Genomic DNA, 24,673 nt, shown 5'->3' with positions numbered 1-24,673 from the left:
TCCGTGTCGAGAAGGAGAAGGCAGGTGGTCTGCTGATGGCCGAGCAGTTCGTCGGGTCCGGCTGGGCGTTCCCCCTGCGCATCGGGCCGACCGGAGGCATCACCCTGGTCAGCGGGGAGCGGGAGATCGAGGAGGCCATCCGGCTGGTGCTGGCGACCGCGCCGGGCGAGCGGCCGATGCGGCCCGAATTCGGCTGCGCCATCCACGACCTGGTGTTCGCGCCGGTCAACGAGGCCACCGCGGGCCGCATCCAGCACGAGGTGTACGTCAGCCTCGACCGCTGGGAGCCCCGGATCGAGGTGACCGACGTCGACGTGACCGCGGGCACGGACCAGGGCGTGCTCTTCATCGACGTCCGCTATGCCATCCGCGGCACCAACAACCCGCGCAGCCTCGTCTTCCCGTTCTACGTCATCCCGTCCCACGACGAGCCCGGCGAGGGCGACCCGTCCGCCACGGGCACCTCGTACGCCTCAGGCACCTCAGGCACCTCAGGCACCTCTCTGGAAAGCGAAAGCTGATGGCACTGCCTTCCCCGAACCTCGACGACCGCCGCTTCCAGCAGTTCGTCGACGACGCCAAGCGCTACATCCAGCAGCGCGCCCCGGAGTGGACGGACCACAACGTCTCCGACCCCGGCGTCACCCTCGTGGAGACGGTCGCGCACATGGCCGACCAGATCGTCTACCGGCTGAACCGCGTCCCGGAGAAGAACCACCTGGCCTTCCTCGACCTGGTCGGCATCCAGCTCTTCCCGCCGTCGGCGGCCCGTACGGACGTCACGTTCTGGCTCTCCGCGCCGCAGGAGGAGCCGGTGCTGCTGCCCGCCGGCACCGAGGTCGCCACCCAGCGCACGGAGAGCGAGGAGGCGGTCGTCTTCGCGACCGAGCGGGAACTGAGCGTCGTGCCGAGCGAGTTGCTCCACCTCATGGTGCAGCGCCGGGGCGAGGCCGTCACCGACATGACCGCCGATCTCACCGAGGCCAAGGACGTGATGTGCTTCGCCGAGGCCCCGCGGCCCGGCGACTGCATGCTGCTGGGGCTGAGTGCCGCCGTACCGCACTGCGCGGTGGCGCTGGTCCTGGACAGCCGGGTCGACGGTGTCGGCGTGGACCCGCGGCAGCCGCCGCTGGTGTGGGAGGCGTGGACCGAGGACGGCTGGGCCGCCTGCGAGGTCGACCGGGACGGTACCGGCGGCCTCAACCGGCCCGGCGAGGCCGTGCTGCACGTCCCCGGCGGGCACGCGCTGTCCCGCACCGGCGGGCGGGAGGCCGGCTGGCTGCGCTGCCGGGTCACCGAACCCCTGTCCGGGCAGCCCTTCTACACCACCTCGCCGACCGTGCGGTCCGCCGAGGCGTTCACCATCGGCGGCACCACCGGCGTGGTGCACGCCGAGACCGTGTACGACGAGGCGCTCGGCGAGTCCTCCGGCCTGCCCGGCCAGCGGCTGCGGCTGGCGAACGCGCCCGTGGTCGGCGACGACCCGTCGGTGCTGCTGCAGAGCGCCGAGGACGACGGCTGGCGCGACTGGCACGTCGTGCCGCACTTCGCCGCCTCCGGGCCGCGCGACCGGCACGTCACGCTCGACGCCGCGACCGGGGAGCTCGCCTTCGGCCCGGCGGTACGGGAACCGGACGGCGCCCTGCGGCAGTACGGGGCGGTGCCCCCGCAGGGCGCGGTCCTGCGGGCTCGCCGCTACCGCATCGGCGGCGGCCGGGCCGGGAACGTGGCGCGCGGCGCCGTGCAGGTGCTGCGCAACTCCGTCCCGTACGTCTCCGAGGTCGTCAACCGGGAGGCGGCGCGCGGCGGGGTCGACGGCGAGACCGTGGAGGAGGCCAAGACGCGGGCGCCGATCACGCTGCGCGCCCAGGAACGGGCGGTGACCCTGCGCGACTACGAGGAGCTGGCGCGCCGCGCCGCCCCCGAGACCGCCCGGATCGCCTGCCTGGAGGGCGAGGAGAGCGAGCACGGGGCGTACGCGGTACGGGTGCTGGTCGTCCCGCAGGCGGTGCCGGATCCGGGCGGGCGGCTGCGCTTCGAGCAACTGGTCCCCGGTGACGCCCTGTTGCGCCGGATCACCCGGCACCTCGACGAGCGCAGGCTGATCGGGACGCGGCTGGCGGTGGGCCCGCCGTTCTACCAGGGCGTCACCGTCGTCGCCACCGTGCACGCCTTCCGCGGTGTGGACACCGACCGGGTGCGGCGCAAGGCGCACGACGCCGTCCACCGCCACCTCGACCCGCTGACCGGCGGCTCCGCGGGCACGGGCTGGCCGTTCGGCCGCCGGGTCCAGGCGGGCGAGATCTACGCGGTGCTGCAGCGCGTGGCCGGCGTGGAGCTGGTCGACGAGGTCCTGCTGCACCCGGCGGACCCGCTGACCGGCAAACGCGGAGAGGCGACGGACCGGATCGACCTCGAACCGGCCGCGCTGGTGTTCTCGTTCGACCACCGGGTGCGCGTGATCGGGGACGACGCATGAGCGCGAGGGGGTCCGTCGACGGGCTGAGGTCCTCCGCGCCGCTCGGCGCGATGCTGCCCGCGGTCTTCGCCGAGGACGAGCTGGCGCAGCACTTCGTCGCCGGGCTGGACGAGGTCGTCGCCCCGATCCTGAACGTCCTGGACTGCCTGGACTCGTACTTCACCCCGTCGCTGGCCCCGGTGGACTTCACCCGCTGGCTGGGCGGCTGGGTCGGCGCCGAGACCGACGGGACGGAACCGGAGGACCGGCTGCGTGCCGCCGTGTCGGCCGCCGCGTACCTGCACCGCGTACGAGGCACCCGGCGCGGCCTGGCCGAGGCGATCCGGCTGACCTTCGGCGTGGAACCGGAGATCAGCGAGAGCGGAGCCGCCGACTGGAGCGCCCGGCCGCTCGGCCCGGTCCCCGGGCAACGCCGCCCGCGGCTGCACGTCACGCTGCGGTTGCCCGATCCGACCTCCGCGGACGAGCAGCGGCTCGACAGCCTCGTGGCGGCGGCCCGCCCCGCCCACATGCCCTACACGGTCAAGGTGACCGCCGCGGAAAGGAACCCCGAGAGATGACCAGCCAGACCCCCGTCCCCGGTGCGCGGAGCGGAAATGCCGCGCACTGCGCCGAGTGCGGCACCCGGGCGGAGCCCGAGCAGTCGTTCTGCGACTCCTGCGGCGCGGTGCTGGGCTGGGCCGACCGCGCGGGCGCGATGGGCGAGGCGGCCGGTGGCGAGGCGGCCCCCGCGGCGGAAGCCGCCGCGGACACCGCGCAGCCGGCCCCCGCGCCGCACGGCGCCTCCGAGGGCGCGGGCACCTCCGGATCCGGGCCCGCCGAGCTGGGCGGTACCGAGCCGGGCAGTACCGAGCCGGGCAGTACCGAGCCGGGCGGTACCGCAGTGGTGGAGACCGCCGCCACCTCTTCGATGCTCACCGCGGCCGCCGCCCCCGCCGCCGACGACGCGGCCGCCCGGGCCAGGTCCCTGCTCGTGCCGGTCGCCGATCCCGAGCCCCGGGAGGCGGTGACGCCGTCCGTGGCGCCCGTACTGCCGGGTCGCTCGATCGCGGACCGCCCGCAGGTCCGTACCCCGGGCCGGGAGACGGGCGTCGAAGGCGGTCCGCCCTGCCCCTGGTGCGCCACGCCCAACCGGCCCGACCGGCACTTCTGCGGCGTGTGCGCCATGCCGCTGGCCGGCAGCCCCGCGGTTCCCGGGCGGCGTCCCTGGTGGCGCCGCGTGCTGGACTTCCGCAACCGGGAGACCCCGTGGGCCGGCGACCGCCCGCGCCTGCGCCGCGGCTTCGGGTACCTCATGACCTGGGCGCTCTGGGCGCTGGTGCTGACCCTGCTGATCACCGCCATCGTGAACGCGGACACCGCCGTCAACGCCGTCCGCGACCACTTCGCCACGCGCACACCGGTCGGACCGGACAGCGTCGAGGCATCGCACGCGTACCCGGGCAACGACCCCCAGCTCGCCTTCGACAAACTGAACAACACCTGGTGGGGCCCGGGCATCAGCCAGTCCGGCGCGGGGGAATGGGTCGAGGCCCGCTTCGACCAGCCCACCCGGCTGCTCGACATCATCATCACCCCCGGCGTCTCCGCGCGCGCCGACAAGCTCTCCCAGTCGGCCCTCCCGCGCCGCGTCGAGGCCGTGATCACCACCTCCGACGGCAAGACGGCGACCCGCGTCCTCACCCTCGACCAGGCCGCGGGCGGGCAGCGCCGTACCTTCCGGGCCGGCAACGTGACCGCCGTGCGGTTCGTCCTGCGCTCGGCCTACGCCGCCGCCCCCGACAAGCAGGTCGCCATAGCCGAGATCGAGTTCTTCGGCCCGTCGAACAGCAGCCGATCCCAGTAGCGAGGGTTGTGCCCGTGAAGACTCCGCGACAGACCCGCGAGGGCCGGACCGGCGGCGTGCAGCAGCCGGCCCCCGGACCGGCGCGCCCCGCCCGGCGTCCCGTACCCGACGCCGACACCCTGGCCCGCTTCCGGCAGCACGCGGGCAACGCGGCCTTCACGCAGGCCATGCACCAGGCGCGGTACGGGGGCGCCGGGCCCGCGGCGCAGCAGCAGCCCCCCGCCGGGGCTGCGGCCGACCCGGAATTCGAGCTGCCCCCGTACCTGATGGCACTGGAGGCGGGCGGGCTCTCCACGGCGTACGGGCTGACGGACCACGTCTTCGTACGGAACACGATCGCCTCGCACGTCGGGCACGGCGACGGCGCGGTGGCCGACATCCACGCCGAGCTGATCGGACGGCCGGAGAGCTTCTTCGGGGCCGGCCGCGCGTTCGCCGTCCAGGGCAAGACCGGCGACGCGTGGTACGACGTCACCGTCCGCATCGGCCGGGCCGCCGGCGACCGCCCGCCCACCTTCAAGCGCAACCCCGCGGCCGCCTCCTTACCGGCCGGCGGCGGGCAGCCGCAGAGCGAACTGGAGCACCCGGAGGGCAAGGACACCAAGGTCGACGTCCAGCACAACACCGCCGCCACCGCGAGCAGCACGGGCGGCGGGAACGCGAACAAGGGCATCGGAGGCGTGGCCTTCGGGCTCGGGCCGGTCGCGCCGGGGGTGTGGTTCGGCCCGGCCGCCACCGCCAACGCGCAGCCCTGGCAGTCGTCCCGCGAGTCCCGCCACCAGAAGAACGTGGCCGAGCCCCGCGTGCTGCGCAGCGACAAGGGCTCCGTCGAGGTGCCGCGCACGGTGCAGTACGAGGTACGGGTCAAGAAGCACGGCGACGCCCGGGCCGGGCGGCCCGACAAGCGCCTCGGCACGCTCACCCAGCGGGTGCCGACCGAGCACCTCGTCCCGGTGGGCACCGGCCGCGGGCCCCTGCCGCTCACGCCCCTGAACCCGACCACGGTCCGCCGCGTCCACCACTCGGACTCCCTGGCCGCCGTCGCCGTCAGCGACAACGCCGCCCCGCACGAGGGCGGCGGCGGACTCTTCGACGCGGTCGCCTCCGTCCTGCACCCCTCGGTCACCGCGCCCGGCGCGCCCGGCCGCGGCCGGCTGTTCGAGGCGACGTCCACGGCGACCGTCCTGGAGGATCTGCCCCGGCTGCTGCGCGACGGTGTGGTCAGCGAGGACCTGTACGCCAAGGACGGCAAAACGGCCTCCGCCTACCGCCTGCGCGCCCTGATCACGGATCTCGCGCCCGCCTGGGGGACGGGCAGGACCCAGTTGCGCACGCACCAGCAGGCCCAGACCTCGGTCACCGAGGGCGCGGGCAAGGGGCGGGCCCTGCAGGGCGGACTGGGCCCGGCGGTCGGGTTCGGGGCGACGCCCGGCGCCGCCGTCGTCCGGGGCACCGCCATGCCGGTCGCGGCCGCCCGCAAGGCGCGCTTCACCGTGACCGAGCAGACCGTCTCCAGCCGGCAGGGCGCGGAGGTCCGCGGCGAGAAGGCGCTCTACTACGGGCAGGTGTCGTTCATCGCGGTGGGTACGGGCCCGCTCTCGCCCGAGATGACCCGGCGCCCGGGAGCCCGCGAAGCCGGGCACTCGATGAACGTGTGGATCAGCCTGCGGGCCGACGAGGCGAAGGAGTTCGGGCTGCCGCTGCCGCCGGGAATGACGGCCGGGGAGTTCGTCAAGAAGCCGACGGAGACCGACGCGGACGGCAACGAGGTGGACGTCGAACGCCACCTCCCCTTCGGCGGCAAGGGAGCCGACGTCGCACTCAGCCGGCTCGACACCCGGCCCATGCTGCGGGCCGTGCTCGACCTGTTCACCACCGACCCGAGCCTGGCCGGCTACCTGCCCGCCTTCCGCGCCACCGCGCCCGCCGAGAACACCGGCCGCGCGGAGTCCGAGGCCCAGCGGCGCAATTACCGCGAGCTGATGACCACGCTCTCGGAGACCAACCTCCGCATCAACAAGGACCAGTTGCTGTCCACCGGCATCCGGGTGCGGCTGCGCCGCAAGACGAGCCTGCACGCGCACGACGTACAGCTCCGGGTCAAGGGCGCGCTGAGCAACACCGCCTATGCCGGCGACATCAAGGACTGGTCGGTGCGCAGCCACGCCGGTGTCACCAGCAATTCACAGAGCGGTCGCAGCAGTTCGCGCTCGCTCGGCGGACTGGTCCTCGGCCAGGCCCGGCTCGTCCCCGGCGCGCTGTCGGCTTCGGCCCGCTACGAGCGGCACGGCATCGGCACCCGCCGCAACCAGGCGGGACCCACGGGCCGTACGGACATCGTCTCCAACGGCTCCGACACGGCGAGCGCCTTCGAGGCGGCCCTGAAGCTGGACGTGGACGTCACCATGACCTCCCGGCCCCGCAAGCTGGCCCGGAGCCTCACGCCCGGCACGCCGGGCCAATCGGTCCCGGACCCCAGGTCGGTGGCGTCCCTGGACCTCAGGGAGCAGGGCGTACGGCTGCTCACGCCGGCCGAGTTCACGGTGGACCGGGCGGGGAAGGACCGGATCGACTCGATCGCCTCGGTCCGCCGGGCGCAGCCCGGCGCCGCGGAGCACGCCGTCCACGCCGAGGGCATCGGCGACCTGGCCACGCTGACAATGCGGCCGTCCGCCGGCGAACCGCTGCGGGACTGGCAGCTGGTCGAGACCGTCGACGGGGAGCCGATCCGGGCCCTCGCCCTGCGGCTGCTGTCCCGGGCAGCCGCCGGCAACAAGGACGTACGCGAGGACCCGGCGCTGGCGACGGAGGGGCTCGCGCCGCGGCTGGCGATCGAGGAGCGGTTCGGCGAGCGGGCGATCCAGGGCGCCCTGCGGCAGGCCGCGTCCTCCGGCTGGGTGGTGAAGAACCTTCGCTATCCGCGGCGCCTCGCAGGCCTGAACGGCGCCGTCGGCACCCGGCTGGTCCTGGCCAACCCGAGACTGCTGCACAAGGGCGCGGGCCCGGGCACCGAGACGTTCGTACTCGGCGGCCACCAGTCCGGCGGACAGCGGGGCAAGGTCACCACCAACACGGTGCAGTTCGGCGTCACCGGCTCGCAGACCGGCCCCCAGTGGCGCGCCGGCCAGGGCCTGGCGGTGTCCGGCACCACGAGCGAGGGCAACGCAGAGACCTTCACCGTGTCCGGCACGGTCGAGCGCAACGCCCACACCCCGAAGAAGGCCCCGCTGTACCTGGTCCAGTGCGACGTGCTGGTCAACATGGTCGCGGAGGTGGGCGTCACCGCCCGCGGCTCGTGCACCGCGAAGGCCGCCACGACCTTGCCGGCCGCGGCGGGAGTCTGGCTGACGGAGGCACAGCTGCCGCCGCAGATACGGGAACAGGTGCGCAAGCGGAAACCGGTACCTGCCGCCGCCGCGACCTCCGCCGGCCCGCAGGGCGGGAACCGGCCGGAGAGCTCCCGTACGGCCGCCGAGCGGGCCGCCGCCCGGCAGGGCGCCGGTTCGTCCGCGTCGGCGTCGGCAGCCGCCACCGCGAGCGCTCCGCCCCCGGTACTCGGCAAGGACCGCGCCCTCGGCTTCGGCATGATCGAGAACCTGCCTGACTTCGTCCCGCTGCTCGAGAAGCTGCGCACGAGCCTCGCCGGGGGCACGCACCCGGACCTCGTCCACCACCTGCTGCCCCGGCGCCAGCTCAAGGACCGCAACGACAACGTGCAGCGGCTGCTGCGCGTCCTGGACCGGGACGGTTCGGCCGGGCTCCTGTCCAGCGCCATGGACGGCGGCGTCACCGTCGAACTGTTCGACGGCCGCAACACCCCGTACTGGGCGGTGTTCAAGATCGAACGCACGGGCGACGGCACGTACGCGGAGGACGCGAACGACGGCCGCGACATGGAGTACATCACCTCGGCCGTCTCACAGCAGGCCACCTCCCACGACAAGGCCTCCGTCGCCGGGGTCGAGGGCATCCTCGGTGGATCGGCCAGACCGGACGGCGGCGCCGGGCAGCTGAAGAGTCTGGGCGGTGCGGGCGGCCTCGGCTACGCGACCGGCAACTCGCGGCGCAGCGGCGCCGTGAGCCGCGGCCAGCTCGGCATGAAGTCCGTCGCGGACAGCTCCGCGAAGTCGGCGAAGATGAACCTGCCGATCCGGGCGAGGCTCGAACTGTACAAGGGCGACACCCGGTTGGCGTTCTCCCAGATGAACAGCCTGACACTGACCCACCGCATCCTGCGCAAGGACCTGGAGGCGCTCTCCCGCGTGCGGCCGGTCCCGGCGGCGCCCCTCGTCGCTCCGCCCGGCGCCCGCACCGGCGGCGGCGCGGTCCGGCTCGACGCCTGGCGGGATGCCGGTGTCAAGCTCCCGCTGGAGGCGCAGGTCAACGGTTTCGCAGGGGCCCATGACGTCAGGAAGTTGGTGGGTGCCGCCGTCAAGGAGGCGGGCGGCGGCCATCGGTTCCGCACCCCGGGTCAGGCCGCCGCGTACGCCCTGGACGAGGCGGTGTCCACCGAGTGGATGATCGCCGCACTGCCGCTGCTCACCGCCTCCGGCGCCGATCTGCCGCCGGTCCACGCCTCCGGCCCGCAGGGCCAGGACCTGCGGGCCTCCGTGCACACGCGGCTGCGCGACGGGCAGGTGCTGGGCCTCGGCGACAAGATGACCTTCGAGACGGTGGGCCAGAGCCATCTGGAGGCGCCGCGCCCCGGCCAGAAGGACGGCCAGAGCTCCTCCGACGACAGCAGGGCGGCCCGCCCGCTGCTCGGCGCGGGGCTGCTCAACGCCAACGAGTTCCGGCTCAACCAGCTGTTGGCCAACGGGGGCGGCTCGGGCGGCGCGACCGACGCGGCGGCGAACTCCGCCGGCTCGCTGCCGCTGCACAAGCCGAAGATGAAGGCGGTCCTGGTCCAGTTCACGGTGGACGTCAAGGTGGTGGCCACCGTGACCGACAGGCTCACCGGGAAGCTGGGCGGCACGGCCACGGCGGTACGGGAGACGACCCTGTCGCAGCCGGTGGTCATCCGCATGCCGGAGCCCGTGGTCCGCCGCATGCTGGCCGCCCAGGGCGACCGCCTCCAGGACCCCGGAAACCACCTGCCCCCGGCCGCACCCCCACCCGCCTCCACGTAGGGGGTGCGGCCGGTTCCGCCGCGCGCTGCCGGTCAGCCGGCCGTCGCGAGGATCAGCGGGAGCACCTGGCCGCTGCCCGCCCGGCGGAGCAGGCGGGCGGCGACCGCCAGGGTCCAGCCGGAGTCGGAGTAGTCGTCCACGAGGAGGACGGGCCCGGGCGACTGCGCCAGGGCGGCGGCCAGTTCCTCGGAGACGGCGAACGTGCCGGACAGCGCCTTGAGCCGCTGGGCGGAGTTGCTGCGCCGTGCCGCGTGCGCGCCGTCCGGCCCGGTGTAGGTCAGGGTGCCCAGGTACGGGAGGCGGCCGATGCTCGCGATCCCCTCCGCGAGGGAGCCGACGAGCTGCGGGCGGGCGAGGGACGGCACGGCGACGACGCCCACCGGCCGGTCGGAGGCGTCCGGGACACCGGGGGCCCAGCCGCCGGCGGAGCGCGCCCAGTCGGCGAGGACGGCGACCGCGGCGTGCAGGACGTCTTCGGGGACCGGCCCGTCGGGGGCGTTCTCGGCGAGCAGCGGGCGCAGCCGGTTGCCCCAGCCGATGTCCGAGAGCCGGCCCAGGGCCCGCCCGGTGGAGCACTGCTCCCCGGCCGGGATGCGTCCCTTGACGTTGACGCCCAGGGCCGCCATGCCGGTCGGCCACATCCGGCGCGGCTCCACCTCCACCCCCGGGCGCTCCAGTTCCTTCGCCGCGCCGGTCAGGGTCTCCGCCGACACCGAGGAGTCGGCCCAGGCGCCCGCGCAGTTGTCGCACCGGCCGCACGGGACCGCCCCCTCGTCGTCCAGCTGCCGGCGCAGGAACTCCATCCGGCACCCGGACGTGCTCACGTAGTCGCGCATGGCCTGCTGCTCGGCGGCCCGCTGGCGGGCGACCCAGGCGTACCGCTCGGAGTCGTACGTCCACTCCCGGCCGGTGGAGCTCCAGCCGCCCTTGACCCGCTTGACGGCTCCGTCGACGTCGAGCACCTTGAGCATGGTCTCCAGCCGGGTGCGCCGGAGCTCCACGGCCGCTTCCAGCGCGGGCACGGACAGCGGCCGTCCGGCGTTGGCGAGGGCCGACAGGGTCTGCCGTACCTGGGCCTCGGGCGGGAAGGCGGTATCGGCGAAGTAGCGCCAGATGGCCTCGTCCTCCTTGCCCGGCAGCAGCAGGACCTCGGCGTGCTCCACCCCGCGTCCGGCGCGGCCGACCTGCTGGTAGTACGCGATCGGCGAGGACGGCGAGCCGAGGTGGATCACGAATCCCAGGTCGGGCTTGTCGAAGCCCATGCCCAGCGCCGAGGTGGCGACCAGCGCCTTGACCCGGTTCGCCTGGAGGTCGTCCTCGGCCTGCAGGCGGTCGGCGTTCTCCGTCTTGCCCGTGTACGAGGCCACCGGGAAGCCGCGCTGGCGCAGGAAGGCGGCGGCCTCCTCGGCCGCGGCCACGGTCAGCGTGTAGATGATCCCCGAGCCGGGCAGCTCGTCCAGGTGCTCGGCGAGCCAGGCCAGCCGGTGCGCGGCGTCCGGCAGCTCGACCACGCCCAGGCGCAGGCTCTCCCGGTCCAGCGGGCCGCGCAGCACCAGGGCCTCGCCGGCCCCCGTGCCCAGCTGCTCCGCCACGTCCGCGGTGACCCGGGCGTTGGCGGTCGCGGTGGTGGCCAGGACCGGGACGCCGGGGGCTAGCTCGGCGAGCATGGCCCGCAGTCGGCGGTAGTCGGGGCGGAAGTCGTGGCCCCAGTCGGAGATGCAGTGGGCCTCGTCGACCACGAGCAGACCGGTCGTGGCCGCGAGCTTGGGCAGCACCTGCTCGCGGAAGTCCACGGAATTGAGGCGTTCGGGGCTGACGAGGAGCACGTCGGTCTCGCCGTGCTCGACCTCCCCGTAGATGGCGTCCCACTCCTCCGGGTTGGCCGAGTTGATGGTGCGCGCCCGGATGCCGGCCCGCGCCGCCGCCTCGACCTGGTTGCGCATCAGCGCCAGCAGCGGCGAGATGATCACCGTGGGTCCGGAGCCGCGCCGGCGCAGCAGCGCGGTGGCGACGAAGTAGACCGCCGACTTGCCCCAGCCGGTGCGCTGCACCACCAGGGCCCGCCGGCGCTCCTCCACCAGGGCGGCCACGGCCTGCCACTGGTCCTCCCGCAGCCGCGCCCCGCTCCCCGGGGCGCCGACGAGCTCAGCGAGGATGGCATCGGCTTCGGTGCGGAGCTCCAGGTTGTCCATGCCCCCATGCAACCGGATGGCACGGACAATCGGCCAATTCACCCAGCGTGAGAGGATCGTCGCGGACGGTCCACGGGTCGGACGGGCGCTCCACTCGGCCTCGACCCTGCCCTCGAAGGGGTGTTTCCGCTGGTACTGGGCTTCAGCCCTAGTCGAATGAGTCATCTTCGCCCTGACGGGGCAAGGATATGAACGGCATACCGGCGAATTCCGGTCGGCGGCGCCAATTGCTCGTTGCCGCATGCTCACGGGCCACGCGAGAATTGGGCTGCTCCCGCCCGGCTCGACGGCGCTCTTCCGGGCCTCGCCGCGGCGCGCCCGTACGACAGCTGTGCCCGTCTGCGGGCGTGTACCCGAAGGGAGGACCGTGGCCTTCGGATTCGCCCCGCCCTCGACATCGTCACTGACAACGGCAGCCGGCGGCGCCAGCCGGCACGGCAGACTGGTGGAACCCGCCGAATGGACCGCGGCGGGCATCCCCCTGCTGCGCAATCCGCGCGAGGTCGTCCACGGGCTGCACTCCCGGCACGGCCCGGCGCCCGGGGCCGCTGTGATCGCCGTGCTCGGTCCCGAGGAGCGGCTCGTCGCGAGCGCCTCCTTCACCCGGCGCTCGGCCTCGGCCGACGGCTGGGAGTACCGCAACGCCCTGCTCGCCGCGCTGCGCCGGGTCATCCCGCACGACCTGCGGCGCCGGACCCCGGTGCGGACCGCGGTGCTGCTGTACTGCCGCGAGGGCGACGAGCGGTGGACCGAGGAGGACGGCGCCTGGATGTGGGGGCTGCGGGACGCCTGCACCCTGCACGGGCTGCGCTGCGGCGCGTACATCACGCTGACCCGCGGCGGCTGGCAGGTGCTGGGCGAGGGCCGGGGCGGCCGCCATCCCAGCTCCGACTCGCGGCCCGAGCGCCTCGGCGACACCGTGGCCGAATTCCCCCCGGTGACCCTGCGCACCGGCGGCGGCGCGACCGAGGTCCTGCGGCGCCGTACCGCCGCGCGCTGAGGGCCCGCGGCGCGCCGAGGCCCGCCGTACGCCGAAGCCCGCCCGCGGGCCGCATCCGTACGCCGGCCCGCCCGCGGGCAGCCCTCGCGGCCGTACACCCTGGATCGGGCGTACGGCAGGTCAGGCCTCGGGCTTCAGCGGGGCCGGTCCGACCGGCCCCGCCCCTTGCCCGCGCCGGGTACGGGGCGTCAGACGCCCGTGCCCAGCACGGAGTTGATCTGCTGCGGGTCGCCGCACACGATCAGCAGCGCGCCGGCCCGCGCGAGCGCGGTCGGCAGAGCGGTGGCGGTCGCCCCGTCCGGTCCGCCGTTGGCCGCGAAGACCACGACGGGACGGCCCGCGGCGCGCTCGGCCTGCGCCGCGTCCGCGTAGAAGACGTCGTCCCCGGCGTCGTGCAGGGCCCAGTACGCGGCCTCGCCGAAGGACAGCTCGTGCGCGGCCCACGGGTGCGGGTCGCCGGTGGTGAGCACCAGGATGTCGCCGGGCCCGCGCCCGGTGTCGAGCAGCAGGTCGACGGCCTCTTCGGCCGCGTCCAGCGCGCCCTCGGCGGAGGCCGGGATCAGCTGGATCCGGGGCACCGCCGCGGAGACGGACGGTGCGGTGGGGGCTACGGGTCCAGGGGTGGCCTGCGGCGCACGCTGCGCGGGCGGTGCGGGCCTGGGAGCCCCGCCCGTACGGCTCGCCGCCGCGGGGGAGGGACCGGGGCGCCCGGGCCGCGGAACGGCGGCGGGACGCGGACCAGGTACGGGGCGGGGGGTCTGCGCGGTGCGGCTCGCGGCCGGCGTGACGCGGGGACCCTGGGCACTCTCGTGAATCTGAGGCTCCTCGGGGGTGAGAGGCATGAGTTGATGTCTATCAAACACCGGTACGAAACGTACCGGTGGGTGGCACGTGGGTGCGATCAGAAATCGAAGCCGAGTTGGCCTCCGTTTTCCAGTTCCGTCGCTTCCTCGCTGCGCCGCACCTTCTTGAGGTGGCGCCACTTGGGCAGCCCGTCGAGGTACGACCACGAGAGCCGGTGGTACGGGGTGGGCCCCAGCTGTTCGAGCGCGGCCCGGTGCACCGGCGAGGGGTATCCGGCGTTGTCGCCGAAGGCGAACTCCGCACATCCGCCGCCCTGTTGGCCGAGCTCGGCCATCATCCGGTCGCGCCTGACCTTGGCGATCACCGAGGCCGCGGCGACGGCGACGCAGGACTGGTCGCCCTTGATGACCGTACGGACCCGCCAGGGCGGGCCGAGATAGTCGTGCTTGCCGTCGAGGATCACCGCGTCGGGCCGCACGGGCAGCGCCTCCAGGGCGCGCTCCGCGGCGAGCCGCAGGGCGGCCGTCATCCCGAGTGCGTCGATCTCCTCGGGGGAGGCGTGCCCCAGCGCGTACGCGGTGACCCAGTCCTCCAGGACGCCGAGGAGCGCGTCGCGTCGTTTCTGGGTGAGCAGTTTGGAGTCGGTGAGACCTGCGGGCGGCCGGCGCAGACCGGTGATCGCCGCGCACACGGTGACGGGACCGGCCCAGGCCCCTCGTCCGACTTCGTCGACCCCGGCGATGACCTTGGCGCCGATGGTTGCACGGAGGGAGCGTTCGACGGTGTGGGTGGGTGCTTCGTACGGCATGGCGCCAGCAAGGGTACGCCGCCCCGCGCCGCCTGCACACCCCACCCCGGGTGGAGTCCGTACGGCGTCTCACGCCCTGAGCAGCGGCACCATCACCTGATCGATCATTTCCGTGATGTCCGCATCCGTCCATTCGCTCCCGCACACCTTGGCGCGGTACATCATCATGGCCGGAATGACGTCGGCGACGAACGGACGCGCCGCGTCCGGCCGTACGTCACCCCGCTCGATCCCGCGCTGCACAAGCTCCCTGATCAGGCGGTGGGCGGGTTCGTGCAGCCCGGCCCGGATCACGTCGTGGAACCGGCCCGCATGGGCGTGGTCGCATTCGTGAAGGACTGCACGCAGCGCCTGACCGGCGCGCGACTCCATCACGTCACGCATCCGCACACACAACCGGAGGAGGTCGCCCCGGACCGATCCGCCGTCTGCGATCTCCCCGATCGGCGGCAGCCCCGCCCGCAGCACCTCGGCCACCAGGTCGGCCTTCGAGGGCCACCGCCGGTACACCGCCGCCTTGCCGGTGTGCGCGCAGGCCGCGACGCCCTCCATGGTGAGCCCGTTCCAGCCGACCGTGCTCAGCTGCTCCAACGCCGCGTCGAGAATCGCCCGTTCGAGTTCCGGACCGCGTCTGCGGCCCGGTGACGTCACTGACCAGCGGGAACCCACCATCGCCTCCACCTCCGACCGACCCACGCGGCCCTCGCACGCATTTTCAGCCTTAGTGAACGGTTGCGTTCACTAACCGGGGGCTCCTACCGTGGTGCCGCAGTGAACGGCTCCGTTCACTATTTCACTATGGGGGGATCCTCGGTGAAAAGCTCTCCACCCGCCACGCCCCGGATACCGGGCGCGGCCCGCCGGGAAGGGCGGCCCGGCGTGGCACTCGCGGTCATCGCCGCCTGTCAGCTCATGGTCGTCCTCGACGCGACGATCGTGAACATCGCGCTCCCGCACATCCAGACCGCCCTCTCCTTCTCCACCACCGACCTGTCCTGGGTGATCAGCGCCTACACCCTGGCCTTCGGCGGCCTCCTGCTGCTCGGCGGCCGGGCCGGCGACATCCTCGGCCGGCGCCGCGTGTTCCTGACCGGCATCCTCGTCTTCACCCTGGCCTCGCTGCTCGGCGGCTTCGCCCAGGAGCCCTGGCAACTGCTGGCCGCCCGCGCCCTCCAGGGCGTCGGCGGCGCGATCGCCTCGCCGACCTCGCTCGCCCTGATCACCACGACGTTCGCCGAAGGCCCCGAGCGCAACCGCGCGTTCGGCGTGTTCGCCGCCGTCTCCGCGGGCGGCGGCGCGATCGGCCTGCTGGCCGGCGGGATGCTGACCGAGTGGCTCGACTGGCGCTGGGTGCTCTTCGTCAACGTGCCGATCGGCCTGCTGATCGCCGTGCTCGCCCCGCTCTACATCACCGAGTCCGAGCGCCACCCGGGCCGCTTCGACATCGCGGGGGCCCTCACCTCCACCGGCGGCATGGCCTCGCTCGTCTACGGGTTCATCCGCGCCTCCGGGGACGGCTGGCGCGACGGGGGCACCCTCGTCTCCTTCGCCGCGGCCGTCGTCCTGCTCACGCTCTTCGTGGCCATCGAGTCGCGGGCCCACGAGCCGATCATCCCGCTGCGGATGTTCGCCGACCGCAACCGCGCCGGCACCTACCTGATCATGCTCGGCCTCGCCGCCGCGATGTTCGGGATGTTCTTCTTCATCGTCCAGTTCGTACAGAACGTGCTGGGCTTCTCCCCCATCCGGTCCGGGCTCGGCTTCCTGCCCGTGACGGTCGCGATCGTGACCGCCGCCGGGCTCTCGCAGCGCTTCCTGCCCCGCTTCGGCCCCAAGCCGTTCATGGTCACCGGATCCGCCCTCACCGGCATCGGCCTGTCCTGGCTGACCTTCATCCGCACCGACAGCTCGTACGTCTCCGGGGTCCTCGGGCCGATGCTGATCTTCGGCTTCGGCATGGGCCTGAACTTCGTGACCCTCACCCTCACCGCCGTCTCCGGGGTCGCCCAGCGGGAGGCGGGCGCGGCCTCCGGGCTGCTCAACGCCAGCCAGCAGGTGGGCGGCTCGCTCGGCCTGTCGATCCTGGTCACCGTCTTCGGCACGGCCAGCCGCGACGAGGGCGCGAAGCAGATGCCGGACTTCATGGAACACGCGGACCCCGGCCAGCTGGCGGCCTTCAACGAGACCAAGCGGATGGCCGACCCCTGGGGGGACATCGTCCTCACCCAGGGCATCTCCACCGCGTTCATCGCGGCCGTCGCCATGGCTGCACTCGCCCTCGCCACCGCGCTGCTGGTGATCCGGGTGCGCAAGAGCGACCTGGAGGCCCTGAACGGCGCCGCCGCGGAGGCCGGTCCGGCGGCCTGAGCCGTGGGGCAGCTTCGTACGGGGTGCCCGGCGCGGGAGGTGATGCCGCGCCGGGGTCCTCGTACGGGATCGGGCTGCCGTCCGGCTGCTTGCCGGCCGGCTGCTACTCGATGCGGCTGTGGAAGGTGCCCAGGCTCCGGCACACCTCGTACGAGGCCGTCACCGGGCGCTCGCGCAGGATCTGCCGGGCCCGGTACTCGCCGAGGCTCATCGCGTACCAGGGCACCTGGCCGCGGCTCGCCAGCTCGTTGTTGATCCCGCGCAGCGCGCAGGAGCGGCGGGGTTCGGGCAGCCGGTCCAGCCCGGGCACGGCGTCCGCCGACAGGGACTGGAAGTAGGCCAGGTCGAGCTTGCCGGTCTGATCGAAGCGGGCCACGTTCTTCTCGGCGACCAGCCCGTCCGGGGACAGCAGCCCGAAGGCCAGGACGGCGGCGGCCGCGGCGGCCGCGACCGCGCGCGGCAGCCGGCGGGCGCCGAACACGCCCGCGGCCATGATCAGTACGATGACCAGCCCGAGCCACAGCTCCATCGCGGCCACCGACACGCGCAGCCGGGTCAGCCCGTAGGCGTCCACGTACAGGTCCATCCGGCGCAGCGCGGAGGCGACCACGACCAGGGTCAGGGCGCACAGCGTGCCGAGTACGACGCGGACGAACCGCCGGTCGCCGGCTCCGGCCCGTGGGGCCCAGCGCAGGGCGAGCGCGATCACGGCGAGGGTGAGCAGGGTGGCCCAGAGCAGCTGCCAGAAGCCCTGCCGGGCGTACTCGGCGTAGGTGAGCCCGGTGCTCTCCAGGACCTTGTCGTAGCCGCCGAACAGGACGGCCAGCTGGACGGCGTTGAAGCCGGCGAAGAGCAGGTCGAGCACGATGAGCGGAAGGGCCCATTCGACGCGCGAGCGCGGCTTTCCGGGCGCGATCCGGATCCGGTCCCAGCGCGAGGGCGCGGCGGCGGCGCGGGCGGCGGCGAGCGCGAGTACGGCTCCGAGCAGGAAGAGGACGAAGCGCACCGGTCCGTCGCCGAGGGAGATATCCGGGGTGAGCCCGTCCAGCAGGTCGGCGAAGGCCGCGTCCGCGGACGCGAACAGGGTGCCGAAGAGCACCAGCAGGACGAGGGCCACGGCCGCGGCCTTGGCCACGGGCAGCCAGCGGGCCCGGTCCACCCCGCTGCCGCGCGAGCGCAGGCCGCTCCAGGCCCAGCGGATCCCGAGCACGGTGGAGTCGACGAAGCCGAGCGGGCTGAGCAGCACGCCGGGCCAGGTGCGGCCGCCGTGCAGGGCCAGCGCGCCGAGCAGGACGGCGGCGAGCAGTGCGAGGGTGGCGGGCCAGCCGGCGTCGCGCAGCGCGGGTACGGCGAGGAGGGCGGCGCAGCCGACCGCCCAGACCGCGCTCCAGGGCCGCGCGCGACGCCGGGCCGCCCGGGCGGCGAGGTACGCACCGGCCATGGCGGGCACGACGGCGATCAGCAGCCCGGGGCCCAGGCCGTCGCCGAGGAACAAGCCCGAGGCGAGGCCGGCCGCCACGGCGGCGAGCAGGACGGCGGTGGGTACGGGTGCGGCCTCGGCGGGGCGGGCGGCCTCGGCCCACGCGAGCGGTGCGATGGACCAGGCCCCGGACGTGGCCCGCTGCCGGCGGACTTGATAGGCCTGCCACGCCTTGGGCTCCCACCCGGGCGGCGCCCCCGCGCCGGGCCCGCCGTCGGTGTTCTCTGGCATCGGGTTCCCCTCCCCTGTCGGCCGGCCGCGTCGTCACGACGGAGGCGGCAGCGCGGCCAGGTTAGGCCCGTGACGTGCGGGTTCAGCCCGACAGGAAGGCCCCTGTGGCAGGACCGTGACAATCGCAACGGCCCGTGTCGCCCGGCCGCGGGAAGACCTAGTGGGCCGCGGTCTCCGGCAGCCAGGCCGGCAGGGCTTCCGTACGGGCCAGCCAGGCGGCGGGCAGCACCGCGTCTCCGCGCGCGCCCAGCACCCCGCCGACGATGGCGCAGGTCGTGTCCACGTCCCCGCCCACCTGCGCGGTGGTCCAGAACGCCCGCTCGTAGTCGTCCAGCGAGCGCGCCGCCGACCACAGGGCGAACGGCACGGTGTCGTGCGCGCTCGTACGCCGCCCACAGCCCAGCACCGCCGCGACGGTCGTCGCGTCCCCGTAGTCCAGCATGTCCCGCGCCCGCCGCAGCCCCGCGCCCACGGCACTGCGCGGCACCAGCGCGATCACCCCGTCCAGCAGGTCCCCGGCCTTCGGCGGACCGGCCGGATCCGCCGCCAGTGCGGCGGCCGCCGCGACCGCCATCGCCCCGCACACCGCCTCGCGGTGCTGGTGCGTGGTGTAGGCGGAGATCTCCGCCTGGTGCGTGGCCTGCTCCGGATCGTCGGCGTACCACGCACCCAGCGGCGCGATCCGCATGGCCGCGCCGTTGCCCCACGAGCCCTGCCCGTTGAACAGCTCGGCGGCCAGCGTGCGCCAGTCCTCGCCCTCCCGGACGAGGCGGAGCATCCGGTTGACGGCGGGCCCGTAGCCGCGGTCGAAGTCGTGGTGGTGGGCGAAGGAGCTCGCCAGGGCGTCCTGGTCTATGCGCCCGTGCGCGGCGAGGACGGCGACCACCGAGCAGGCCATCTCGGTGTCGTCGGTCCACTGCCAGGTCCCGGTGCCGACGGGCAGCTCGCGGCGCTTGAGGAGGGGGTAGTTCACGGGGACGAAGTACTGGGAGCCCAGGGCGTCACCCAGAGCCAGCCCGCGGAGGCTGGCCATGGCGCGTGTGTAGCGCAGTTCGGAAACGGAGTCAGCGGTCATCCCGCGTCAGTTTAGCCGTCCAGGTCATAAGGCTCCGGTGTGGTCCACCTCTCAAACGGGCGGTCCATGCGGTAGCGGCCGTCCGGGCCCAGCAGGAGCACCCGGTATTCACCGTTCCCGGGGTTGGACAGGGCCTCGAACTCCGCCACCGACCAGTGGAACCAGCGCATGCAGAAGAGCCGCATGGTCAGCCCGTGCGTCACCAGCAGCACGTTCGGCGGGTGGTCCGGGGCCTCGAAGCTCCGGTAGAGGCTCTCCAGGAAGGACCCGACCCGGTCGTACACGTCCGCGCCGGACTCCCCCTGCGCGAAGCGGTAGAAGAAGTGCCCGTACGCGTCGCGGTACGCCTTCTGCAGTCGTACGTCGTCCCGGTCCTGCCAATTCCCCCAGTCCTGCTCGCGCAGCCTCGGCTCCTCGCGCATCCGGACCCGCGCCGGGTCCAGCCGCAGCTCCCGGAAGGTCTGGAGGGTGCGCCGGTACGGGGAGACGTACGCGCTGATGGCCTCGTCCCCGAACAGCTCGCGCAGCCGTACGCCGGCCTCGGCGGCCTGCTCGCGGCCCTGGCCGGTCAGCCGCAGGGCGTGGTCGGGCTCCCGTTCGTACACCGTGTCATCGGCATTGCCCTCCGATTCCCCGTGCCGGACAAGGACGATGCGCCGTGGTCGTGCCATTCCCCGACCCTATGCGGCGGCCGGCGGACCGGGCATCCGGGCTCGCCGGTCGGCCCGCCGATCGTCGTACGGTCATACCGTCCAGGACGGTTCGAGGTCGACGACATCCCCGGTGAGGGCTTCCACGTCGGCCTCGGTCTGGGCGCGCAGAGAGAGCCGCTCGACCCGCTCCTGCCGGTATTTGCCGTGCTCGGCGGCGGCATGCCACATCGAGAGCACCAGGAACTCCCGGCCCGGCGCCTCCCCGAACAGGCCCCGGATCATTCCGGGTGAGCCGGCCATCGCCGGGTTCCACACCTTCTCCTGCATGAGGGCGAAGTGGTCCACGCGGCCCTCCCGCACCCGGGTGTGGGCCACCCGCACGACGTCCGCGTCGGTGAAGCGCGGCTCGAAGCCGGTCTTCACGTCGAAGCGGTGGTCGAAGAGCGTGACCCGCGCGTTCGTGTAAGTCCCGGTCTGGGACGCGGCCAGCCGATCGTGCGAGCGGGCCATGAAGGAGTCGTAGAAGGAACGGCTCTCCCAAAACGCGAAGACATGCGCGACCCCCTGCCGCCCCCGGCTCCAACCGCCGCCCTGTCCCCGGAATCCCGGCTCGCCAGGCAGCCCCGCCCATTTGCGCTGCCCGCGCTCGAACCCGCGTCGGTCCGTCACCGTGCAGCGAATCCACTTGACCAGCACCGCGCCATCGTACGGGCCCGGCGCGGCCCCGGTCAGTCCCCAGCGCGGTTGATCCGCACCAGTTCCTCCGCATCCCGCCCGGACAGTCGAAGCCCGAACTCCCGGTCGAGCAGCGGGAGCAGCTCGTCGGGGTCCACGGAACGCCGCTCGACCCGCCCGTCTGCGTACAGCCGGGTGAGCTCCCGCCCCACGAGCGCCCGGCGAACGGGGTGGTGGACGCCGTCGCCCGGGTGCTGGACGACGATCCGCCCGACGAAGACGGAGCGTGGGTGGGAGGAGCTGTAGTGGTTGAGCAGGACGTAGTCGACGGGGTGGTAGCGCTGCGGGGAGAACGCGTACAGGTCGCGCCAGATGCCCTCGCGCAGTATGGACAGCGCGAGGATCCCCTCGTCCTCCTCGCGGACGGCGTACGTCCATTCCCCCTGCACCACTTCGGCTCCGGGCCGCGCGAGCGGGACGGGCTCGCGCGGGCCCTGGTGGCCGAACCCGGCGTCGCACAACCAGGGTTCACCCTCGACGGTGACGACGAGGACGGCGTGCGTCACCGCGAGCAGGGTGTCCCCGCGGGTGCGGTTGCGGGCGCCGCGCCCGGAGACCTCGAAGCCGATCCGCTCCAGGGCGGCGGCCAGCAGCGAGTTCTGCTCGTAGCAGTAGCCGCCGCGGCGGCCGTGCACGAGCTTGTCCTCCAGTGCCTTGACGCCCAGCTCGACGGGGCGGCCGAGCAGCACGTCCAGGTTTTCGAAGGTGATGGCACCGACGTGGGCCCGGTGCACTGCGTACAACGTCGCGAGGTCCGCCCGGAGTTCCCCGTCCTCCCCGACCGGTCCGTCGTATCCGATCCGCGCCAGATAGGCGTCCAGATCCAGCTGGTCACCGCTCCACATGTCTCCCCCGCTCCCGGCTCCCGTTCGAGAAACCTGTCGACGAAAGGGGACCGGCCTGCGGCCGGTCCCCTTCGTGTACTGCTGTTCAGCTACCTGCCCAGGCTACGCCCGGCGTACTGACGGAGATCAGCTGCAGCCGCTGGTCGAGCCGCAGCCCTCGCAGATGTAGCAGGAGCCGGCGCGCTGCATCTTCGTACCGCACGAGAAGCAGAGCGGGGCGTCGGCGGAGACGCCGAGCTGCATCTCGACGAGTTCGGCGTTGGAGTGCGCCGTCTTCGGGGCCTGGATCTCGACGACCGCGACCGGCTTCGGGACCGCCGGGACGGCGGCCAGCGGGGCCGACTGGGCCAGGGACTCCGTGTCGAGGTCGTCCTCGAGCGGCTCGTACGAGCCGGTGTCCAGGTGGCGCTGCCGCTCCTCGGCCGTGTGGATGCCGAGTGCCGAGCGGGTCTCGAAGGGCAGGAAGTCCAGCGCCAGGCGGCGGAAGATGTAGTCGACGATCGACTGCGCCATCCGCACGTCCGGGTCGTCCGTCATGCCGGCCGGCTCGAAGCGCATGTTCGTGAACTTCGAGACGTACGTCTCCAGCGGGACGCCGTACTGCAGACCGACCGAGACGGCGATCGAGAAGGCGTCCATCATGCCCGCGAGGGTCGAACCCTGCTTGGACATCTTCAGGAAGACCTCGCCCAGGCCGTCATCCGGGTAGGAGTTCGCGGTCATGTAGCCCTCGGCGCCACCGACCGTGAAGGAGGTGGTGATGCCCGGGCGGCCCTTGGGGAGGCGCTTGCGGACCGGGCGGTACTCGATGACCTTCTCGACCGCCGCGCGGATGGTGTCCTCGGCCTTGACGGTGACCTTCTCCTTCTCCGCTTCCTTCTTCTTCGCGGAGAGGGGCTGGCCGACCTTGCAGTTGTCGCGGTAGATCGCGAGCGCCTTGACGCCCATCTTCCACGCCTCGAAGTAGATCTCCTCGATCTCCTCGACGGTCGCCGTCTCCGGCATGTTGACCGTCTTCGAGATCGCGCCGGAGATCCAGGGCTGGATCGCGGCCATCATCCGGACGTGGCCCATCGCGGAGATGGAACGCTCGCCCATGGCGCAGTCGAACACCGAGTAGTGCTCGGTCTTCAGGCCCGGGGCGTCGACGACCACGCCGTGCTCGGCGATGTGGGCGACGATCGCCTCGATCTGCTCCTCCTGGTAACCCAGGCGGCGCAGGGCCTGCGGGACGGTGCCGTTGACGATCTGCATCGAGCCGCCGCCGACGAGCTTCTTGAACTTGACCAGGGCCAGGTCCGGCTCGACACCGGTGGTGTCGCAGGACATAGCGAGACCGATGGTGCCGGTCGGTGCGAGGACGGAGGCCTGGGAGTTGCGGAAGCCGTTCTTCTCGCCGAGGCGCAGGACGTCCTGCCAGGCCTCGGTGGCCGCGGCCCAGATCGAGTTGTCCAGGTCCTCGGTGCGCGGCGCGACGGCGTTGGCGTCGGCGTGCTGCTTCATGACACGCTTGTGCGCCTCGGCGTTGCGGGCGTAGCCGTCGTACGGGCCGACGATGGCGGCCAGCTCGGCGGAGCGCTTGTACGCGGTGCCGGTCATCAGCGAGGTGATCGACGCGGCGAGGGTGCGGCCGCCGTCCGAGTCGTACGCGTGGCCGGTCGCCATCAGCAGGGCGCCGAGGTTGGCGTAGCCGATGCCGAGCTGGCGGAAGGCGCGGGTGTTCTCGCCGATCTTCTGCGTCGGGAAGTCCGCGAAGCAGATGGAGATGTCCATCGCGGTGATGACGAGCTCGACGACCTTGGCGAAGCGCTCGGCGTCGAAGGACTGGTTGCCCTTGCCGTCGTCGTTCAGGAACTTCATCAGGTTCAGCGAGGCGAGGTTGCAGGACGTGTTGTCCAGGTGCATGTACTCGCTGCACGGGTTCGACGCGGTGATGCGGCCGGACTCGGGGCAGGTGTGCCAGTTGTTGATCACACCGTCGTACTGGATGCCCGGGTCGGCGCAGGCCCACGCGGCCTCGGCCAGCTTGCGGAAGAGCGCCTTGGCGTCGACCTTCTCGATGACCTCGCCGGTCATGCGGGCGCGCAGGCCGAACTCGGTGCCGTTCTCGACGGCCGTCATGAACTCGTCGTTCACGCGGACGGAGTTGTTGGCGTTCTGGTACTGGACGGACGTGATGTCGTCCCCGCCCAGGTCCATGTCGAAGCCCGCGTCGCGCAGGGCGCGGATCTTCTCCTCTTCCTTCACCTTGGTCGCGATGAAGTCCTCGACGTCCGGGTGGTCCACGTCCAGGACGACCATCTTGGCGGCGCGGCGGGTGGCGCCGCCCGACTTGATCGTTCCGGCGGACGCGTCGGCGCCCCGCATGAAGGAGACCGGACCGGAGGCGTTGCCGCCGGAGGAGAGGAGCTCCTTGGAGGAGCGGATGCGGGAGAGGTTCAGGCCGGCGCCGGAGCCGCCCTTGAAGATCATGCCCTCTTCCTTGTACCAGTCGAGGATCGACTCCATGGAGTCGTCGACGGACAGGATGAAGCAGGCGGAGACCTGCTGCGGCTGGGGCGTGCCGACGTTGAACCACACCGGGGAGTTGAAGCTGAAGATCTGGTGCAGGAGGGCGTAGGTCAGCTCGTGCTCGAAGATCTCCGCGTCGGCCGGGGACGCGAAGTAGTCGTAGTCCTCGCCGGCCTTCGTGTAGGTCTTCACGATGCGGTCGATGAGCTGCTTGAGACCGGTCTCGCGCTGCGCGGTGCCGACCGCGCCGCGGAAGTACTTGCTGGTGACGATGTTGACCGCGTTCACCGACCAGAAGTCGGGGAATTCGACGCCACGCTGCTCGAAGTTCACCGAGCCGTCGCGCCAGTTGGTCATGACGACGTCACGGCGCTCCCAGCTCACCTCGTCGTACGGGTGCACGCCGGGGGTGGTGTGGATGCGCTCGATCCGAAGGCCGCTCTTGGCAGTCTTGGTCCCCTTGGCGCGGGAACCTCGTGCCGAGCCGCTCGCCGTCTCTGTCATGCCGCTTCCTCCCA

17 protein-coding genes are annotated in these 24,673 nt (G+C 73.0%); 7 read left to right on the top strand and 10 right to left on the bottom strand.

The annotated features are described in order from the left end of the window. Window positions 1–35 precede the first annotated feature (35 nt). Genes ACIQU4_RS33450 through ACIQU4_RS33430 form a run of 5 tightly spaced genes read left to right on the top strand, consistent with a single transcriptional unit; the run spans window position 36 to window position 9,454 of the window. Window positions 36–521 (top strand): GPW/gp25 family protein, encoded by a 486-nt coding sequence (locus ACIQU4_RS33450; protein ID WP_403738806.1) that lies wholly within the window; start codon window positions 36–38, stop codon window positions 519–521. Next, entirely contained in the window at window positions 521–2,479 is a 1,959-nt protein-coding gene (locus tag ACIQU4_RS33445; protein WP_403738804.1) for a putative baseplate assembly protein, read from the top strand. The genes ACIQU4_RS33450 and ACIQU4_RS33445 overlap by 1 nt, the downstream gene beginning before the upstream one ends. After that, the gene (locus ACIQU4_RS33440) at window positions 2,476–3,039 is read left to right on the top strand and encodes a phage tail protein (protein ID WP_403738801.1); all 564 of its coding nucleotides are present in this window, start codon (window positions 2,476–2,478) and stop codon (window positions 3,037–3,039) included. The genes ACIQU4_RS33445 and ACIQU4_RS33440 overlap by 4 nt, the downstream gene beginning before the upstream one ends. After that, the gene (locus tag ACIQU4_RS33435; RefSeq protein WP_403738798.1) at window positions 3,036–4,325 is read left to right on the top strand and encodes an NADase-type glycan-binding domain-containing protein; all 1,290 of its coding nucleotides are present in this window, start codon (window positions 3,036–3,038) and stop codon (window positions 4,323–4,325) included. Before ACIQU4_RS33440 ends, ACIQU4_RS33435 begins: the two co-directional genes overlap by 4 nt. Before the next feature lie 14 nt (window positions 4,326–4,339). Next, a complete protein-coding gene (locus ACIQU4_RS33430; protein WP_403738796.1) occupies window positions 4,340–9,454 on the top strand; it encodes a hypothetical protein in 5,115 nt (1,704 codons plus the stop codon). A gap of 32 nt (window positions 9,455–9,486) precedes the next feature. On the opposite strand, the gene ACIQU4_RS33425 is transcribed toward ACIQU4_RS33430, so the two are convergent. Next, window positions 9,487–11,646 (bottom strand): RecQ family ATP-dependent DNA helicase, encoded by a 2,160-nt coding sequence (locus ACIQU4_RS33425; protein ID WP_403738794.1) that lies wholly within the window; start codon window positions 11,644–11,646, stop codon window positions 9,487–9,489. Between the two features lie 367 nt (window positions 11,647–12,013). Between ACIQU4_RS33425 and ACIQU4_RS33420 the strand changes: the two genes are divergently transcribed. Then, window positions 12,014–12,646, top strand: coding sequence for a hypothetical protein (locus ACIQU4_RS33420; protein ID WP_403738791.1), 633 nt, complete (start codon window positions 12,014–12,016; stop codon window positions 12,644–12,646). A 188-nt stretch (window positions 12,647–12,834) separates the two neighbouring features. Here the strand turns inward: ACIQU4_RS33420 and ACIQU4_RS33415 are convergent, their stop codons facing one another. The 3 genes from ACIQU4_RS33415 to ACIQU4_RS33405 all read right to left on the bottom strand — a co-directional run bounded on the left by ACIQU4_RS33415 (window position 12,835) and on the right by ACIQU4_RS33405 (window position 14,930). Beyond that, window positions 12,835–13,488 (bottom strand): hypothetical protein, encoded by a 654-nt coding sequence (locus ACIQU4_RS33415; protein ID WP_403738788.1) that lies wholly within the window; start codon window positions 13,486–13,488, stop codon window positions 12,835–12,837. A 59-nt stretch (window positions 13,489–13,547) separates the two neighbouring features. Beyond that, the gene (locus tag ACIQU4_RS33410; protein ID WP_403738785.1) at window positions 13,548–14,258 is read right to left on the bottom strand and encodes a ribonuclease HII; all 711 of its coding nucleotides are present in this window, start codon (window positions 14,256–14,258) and stop codon (window positions 13,548–13,550) included. Window positions 14,259–14,327: 69 nt separating this feature from the next. Next, the gene (locus ACIQU4_RS33405) at window positions 14,328–14,930 is read right to left on the bottom strand and encodes a TetR/AcrR family transcriptional regulator (RefSeq protein ID WP_403739025.1); all 603 of its coding nucleotides are present in this window, start codon (window positions 14,928–14,930) and stop codon (window positions 14,328–14,330) included. A 126-nt stretch (window positions 14,931–15,056) separates the two neighbouring features. Between ACIQU4_RS33405 and ACIQU4_RS33400 the strand changes: the two genes are divergently transcribed. Then, window positions 15,057–16,625 (top strand): MFS transporter, encoded by a 1,569-nt coding sequence (locus ACIQU4_RS33400; protein ID WP_403738783.1) that lies wholly within the window; start codon window positions 15,057–15,059, stop codon window positions 16,623–16,625. Window positions 16,626–16,728: 103 nt separating this feature from the next. On the opposite strand, the gene ACIQU4_RS33395 is transcribed toward ACIQU4_RS33400, so the two are convergent. From ACIQU4_RS33395 to ACIQU4_RS33370, 6 genes are all read right to left on the bottom strand, one after another. Further along, window positions 16,729–18,336 (bottom strand): DUF4173 domain-containing protein, encoded by a 1,608-nt coding sequence (locus ACIQU4_RS33395; protein WP_403738780.1) that lies wholly within the window; start codon window positions 18,334–18,336, stop codon window positions 16,729–16,731. 157 nt (window positions 18,337–18,493) lie between these two features. After that, window positions 18,494–19,411, bottom strand: coding sequence for an ADP-ribosylglycohydrolase family protein (locus ACIQU4_RS33390; protein ID WP_403738777.1), 918 nt, complete (start codon window positions 19,409–19,411; stop codon window positions 18,494–18,496). Window positions 19,412–19,422: 11 nt separating this feature from the next. Continuing rightward, the gene (locus tag ACIQU4_RS33385) at window positions 19,423–20,082 is read right to left on the bottom strand and encodes a histidine phosphatase family protein (protein ID WP_403738774.1); all 660 of its coding nucleotides are present in this window, start codon (window positions 20,080–20,082) and stop codon (window positions 19,423–19,425) included. Window positions 20,083–20,154: 72 nt separating this feature from the next. Then, window positions 20,155–20,760 (bottom strand): YdbC family protein, encoded by a 606-nt coding sequence (locus ACIQU4_RS33380; protein WP_030859610.1) that lies wholly within the window; start codon window positions 20,758–20,760, stop codon window positions 20,155–20,157. A gap of 32 nt (window positions 20,761–20,792) precedes the next feature. After that, window positions 20,793–21,644 (bottom strand): arylamine N-acetyltransferase, encoded by an 852-nt coding sequence (locus ACIQU4_RS33375; protein ID WP_403738771.1) that lies wholly within the window; start codon window positions 21,642–21,644, stop codon window positions 20,793–20,795. A gap of 126 nt (window positions 21,645–21,770) precedes the next feature. Next, a complete protein-coding gene (locus ACIQU4_RS33370) occupies window positions 21,771–24,659 on the bottom strand; it encodes a vitamin B12-dependent ribonucleotide reductase (RefSeq protein ID WP_403738769.1) in 2,889 nt (962 codons plus the stop codon). Window positions 24,660–24,673 lie beyond the last annotated feature (14 nt).

The sequence above is a fragment of the Streptomyces sp. NPDC090741 genome (genome assembly GCF_044769045.1).
Taxonomy (GTDB): Bacteria; Actinomycetota; Actinomycetes; order Streptomycetales; family Streptomycetaceae; genus Streptomyces.
This window is presented reverse-complemented; position numbering and strand designations above follow the sequence as displayed.

Bases quoted from the DNA above. Each gene is read 5' to 3' on its own strand.
- ACIQU4_RS33450 (WP_403738806.1), top strand. From the start codon at position 36: ATGGCCGAGCAGTTCGTCGGGTCCGGCTGGGCGTTCCCCCTGCGCATC.
- ACIQU4_RS33445 (WP_403738804.1), top strand. From the start codon at position 521: ATGGCACTGCCTTCCCCGAACCTCGACGACCGCCGCTTCCAGCAGTTC.
- ACIQU4_RS33440 (WP_403738801.1), top strand. From the start codon at position 2,476: ATGAGCGCGAGGGGGTCCGTCGACGGGCTGAGGTCCTCCGCGCCGCTC.
- ACIQU4_RS33435 (WP_403738798.1), top strand. From the start codon at position 3,036: ATGACCAGCCAGACCCCCGTCCCCGGTGCGCGGAGCGGAAATGCCGCG.
- ACIQU4_RS33425 (WP_403738794.1), bottom strand. From the start codon at position 11,646: ATGGACAACCTGGAGCTCCGCACCGAAGCCGATGCCATCCTCGCTGAG.
- ACIQU4_RS33415 (WP_403738788.1), bottom strand. From the start codon at position 13,488: ATGCCTCTCACCCCCGAGGAGCCTCAGATTCACGAGAGTGCCCAGGGT.
- ACIQU4_RS33410 (WP_403738785.1), bottom strand. From the start codon at position 14,258: ATGCCGTACGAAGCACCCACCCACACCGTCGAACGCTCCCTCCGTGCA.
- ACIQU4_RS33405 (WP_403739025.1), bottom strand. From the start codon at position 14,930: ATGGTGGGTTCCCGCTGGTCAGTGACGTCACCGGGCCGCAGACGCGGT.
- ACIQU4_RS33400 (WP_403738783.1), top strand. From the start codon at position 15,057: ATGGGGGGATCCTCGGTGAAAAGCTCTCCACCCGCCACGCCCCGGATA.
- ACIQU4_RS33395 (WP_403738780.1), bottom strand. From the start codon at position 18,336: ATGCCAGAGAACACCGACGGCGGGCCCGGCGCGGGGGCGCCGCCCGGG.
- ACIQU4_RS33390 (WP_403738777.1), bottom strand. From the start codon at position 19,411: ATGACCGCTGACTCCGTTTCCGAACTGCGCTACACACGCGCCATGGCC.
- ACIQU4_RS33385 (WP_403738774.1), bottom strand. From the start codon at position 20,082: ATGGCACGACCACGGCGCATCGTCCTTGTCCGGCACGGGGAATCGGAG.
- ACIQU4_RS33375 (WP_403738771.1), bottom strand. From the start codon at position 21,644: ATGTGGAGCGGTGACCAGCTGGATCTGGACGCCTATCTGGCGCGGATC.
- ACIQU4_RS33370 (WP_403738769.1), bottom strand. From the start codon at position 24,659: ATGACAGAGACGGCGAGCGGCTCGGCACGAGGTTCCCGCGCCAAGGGG.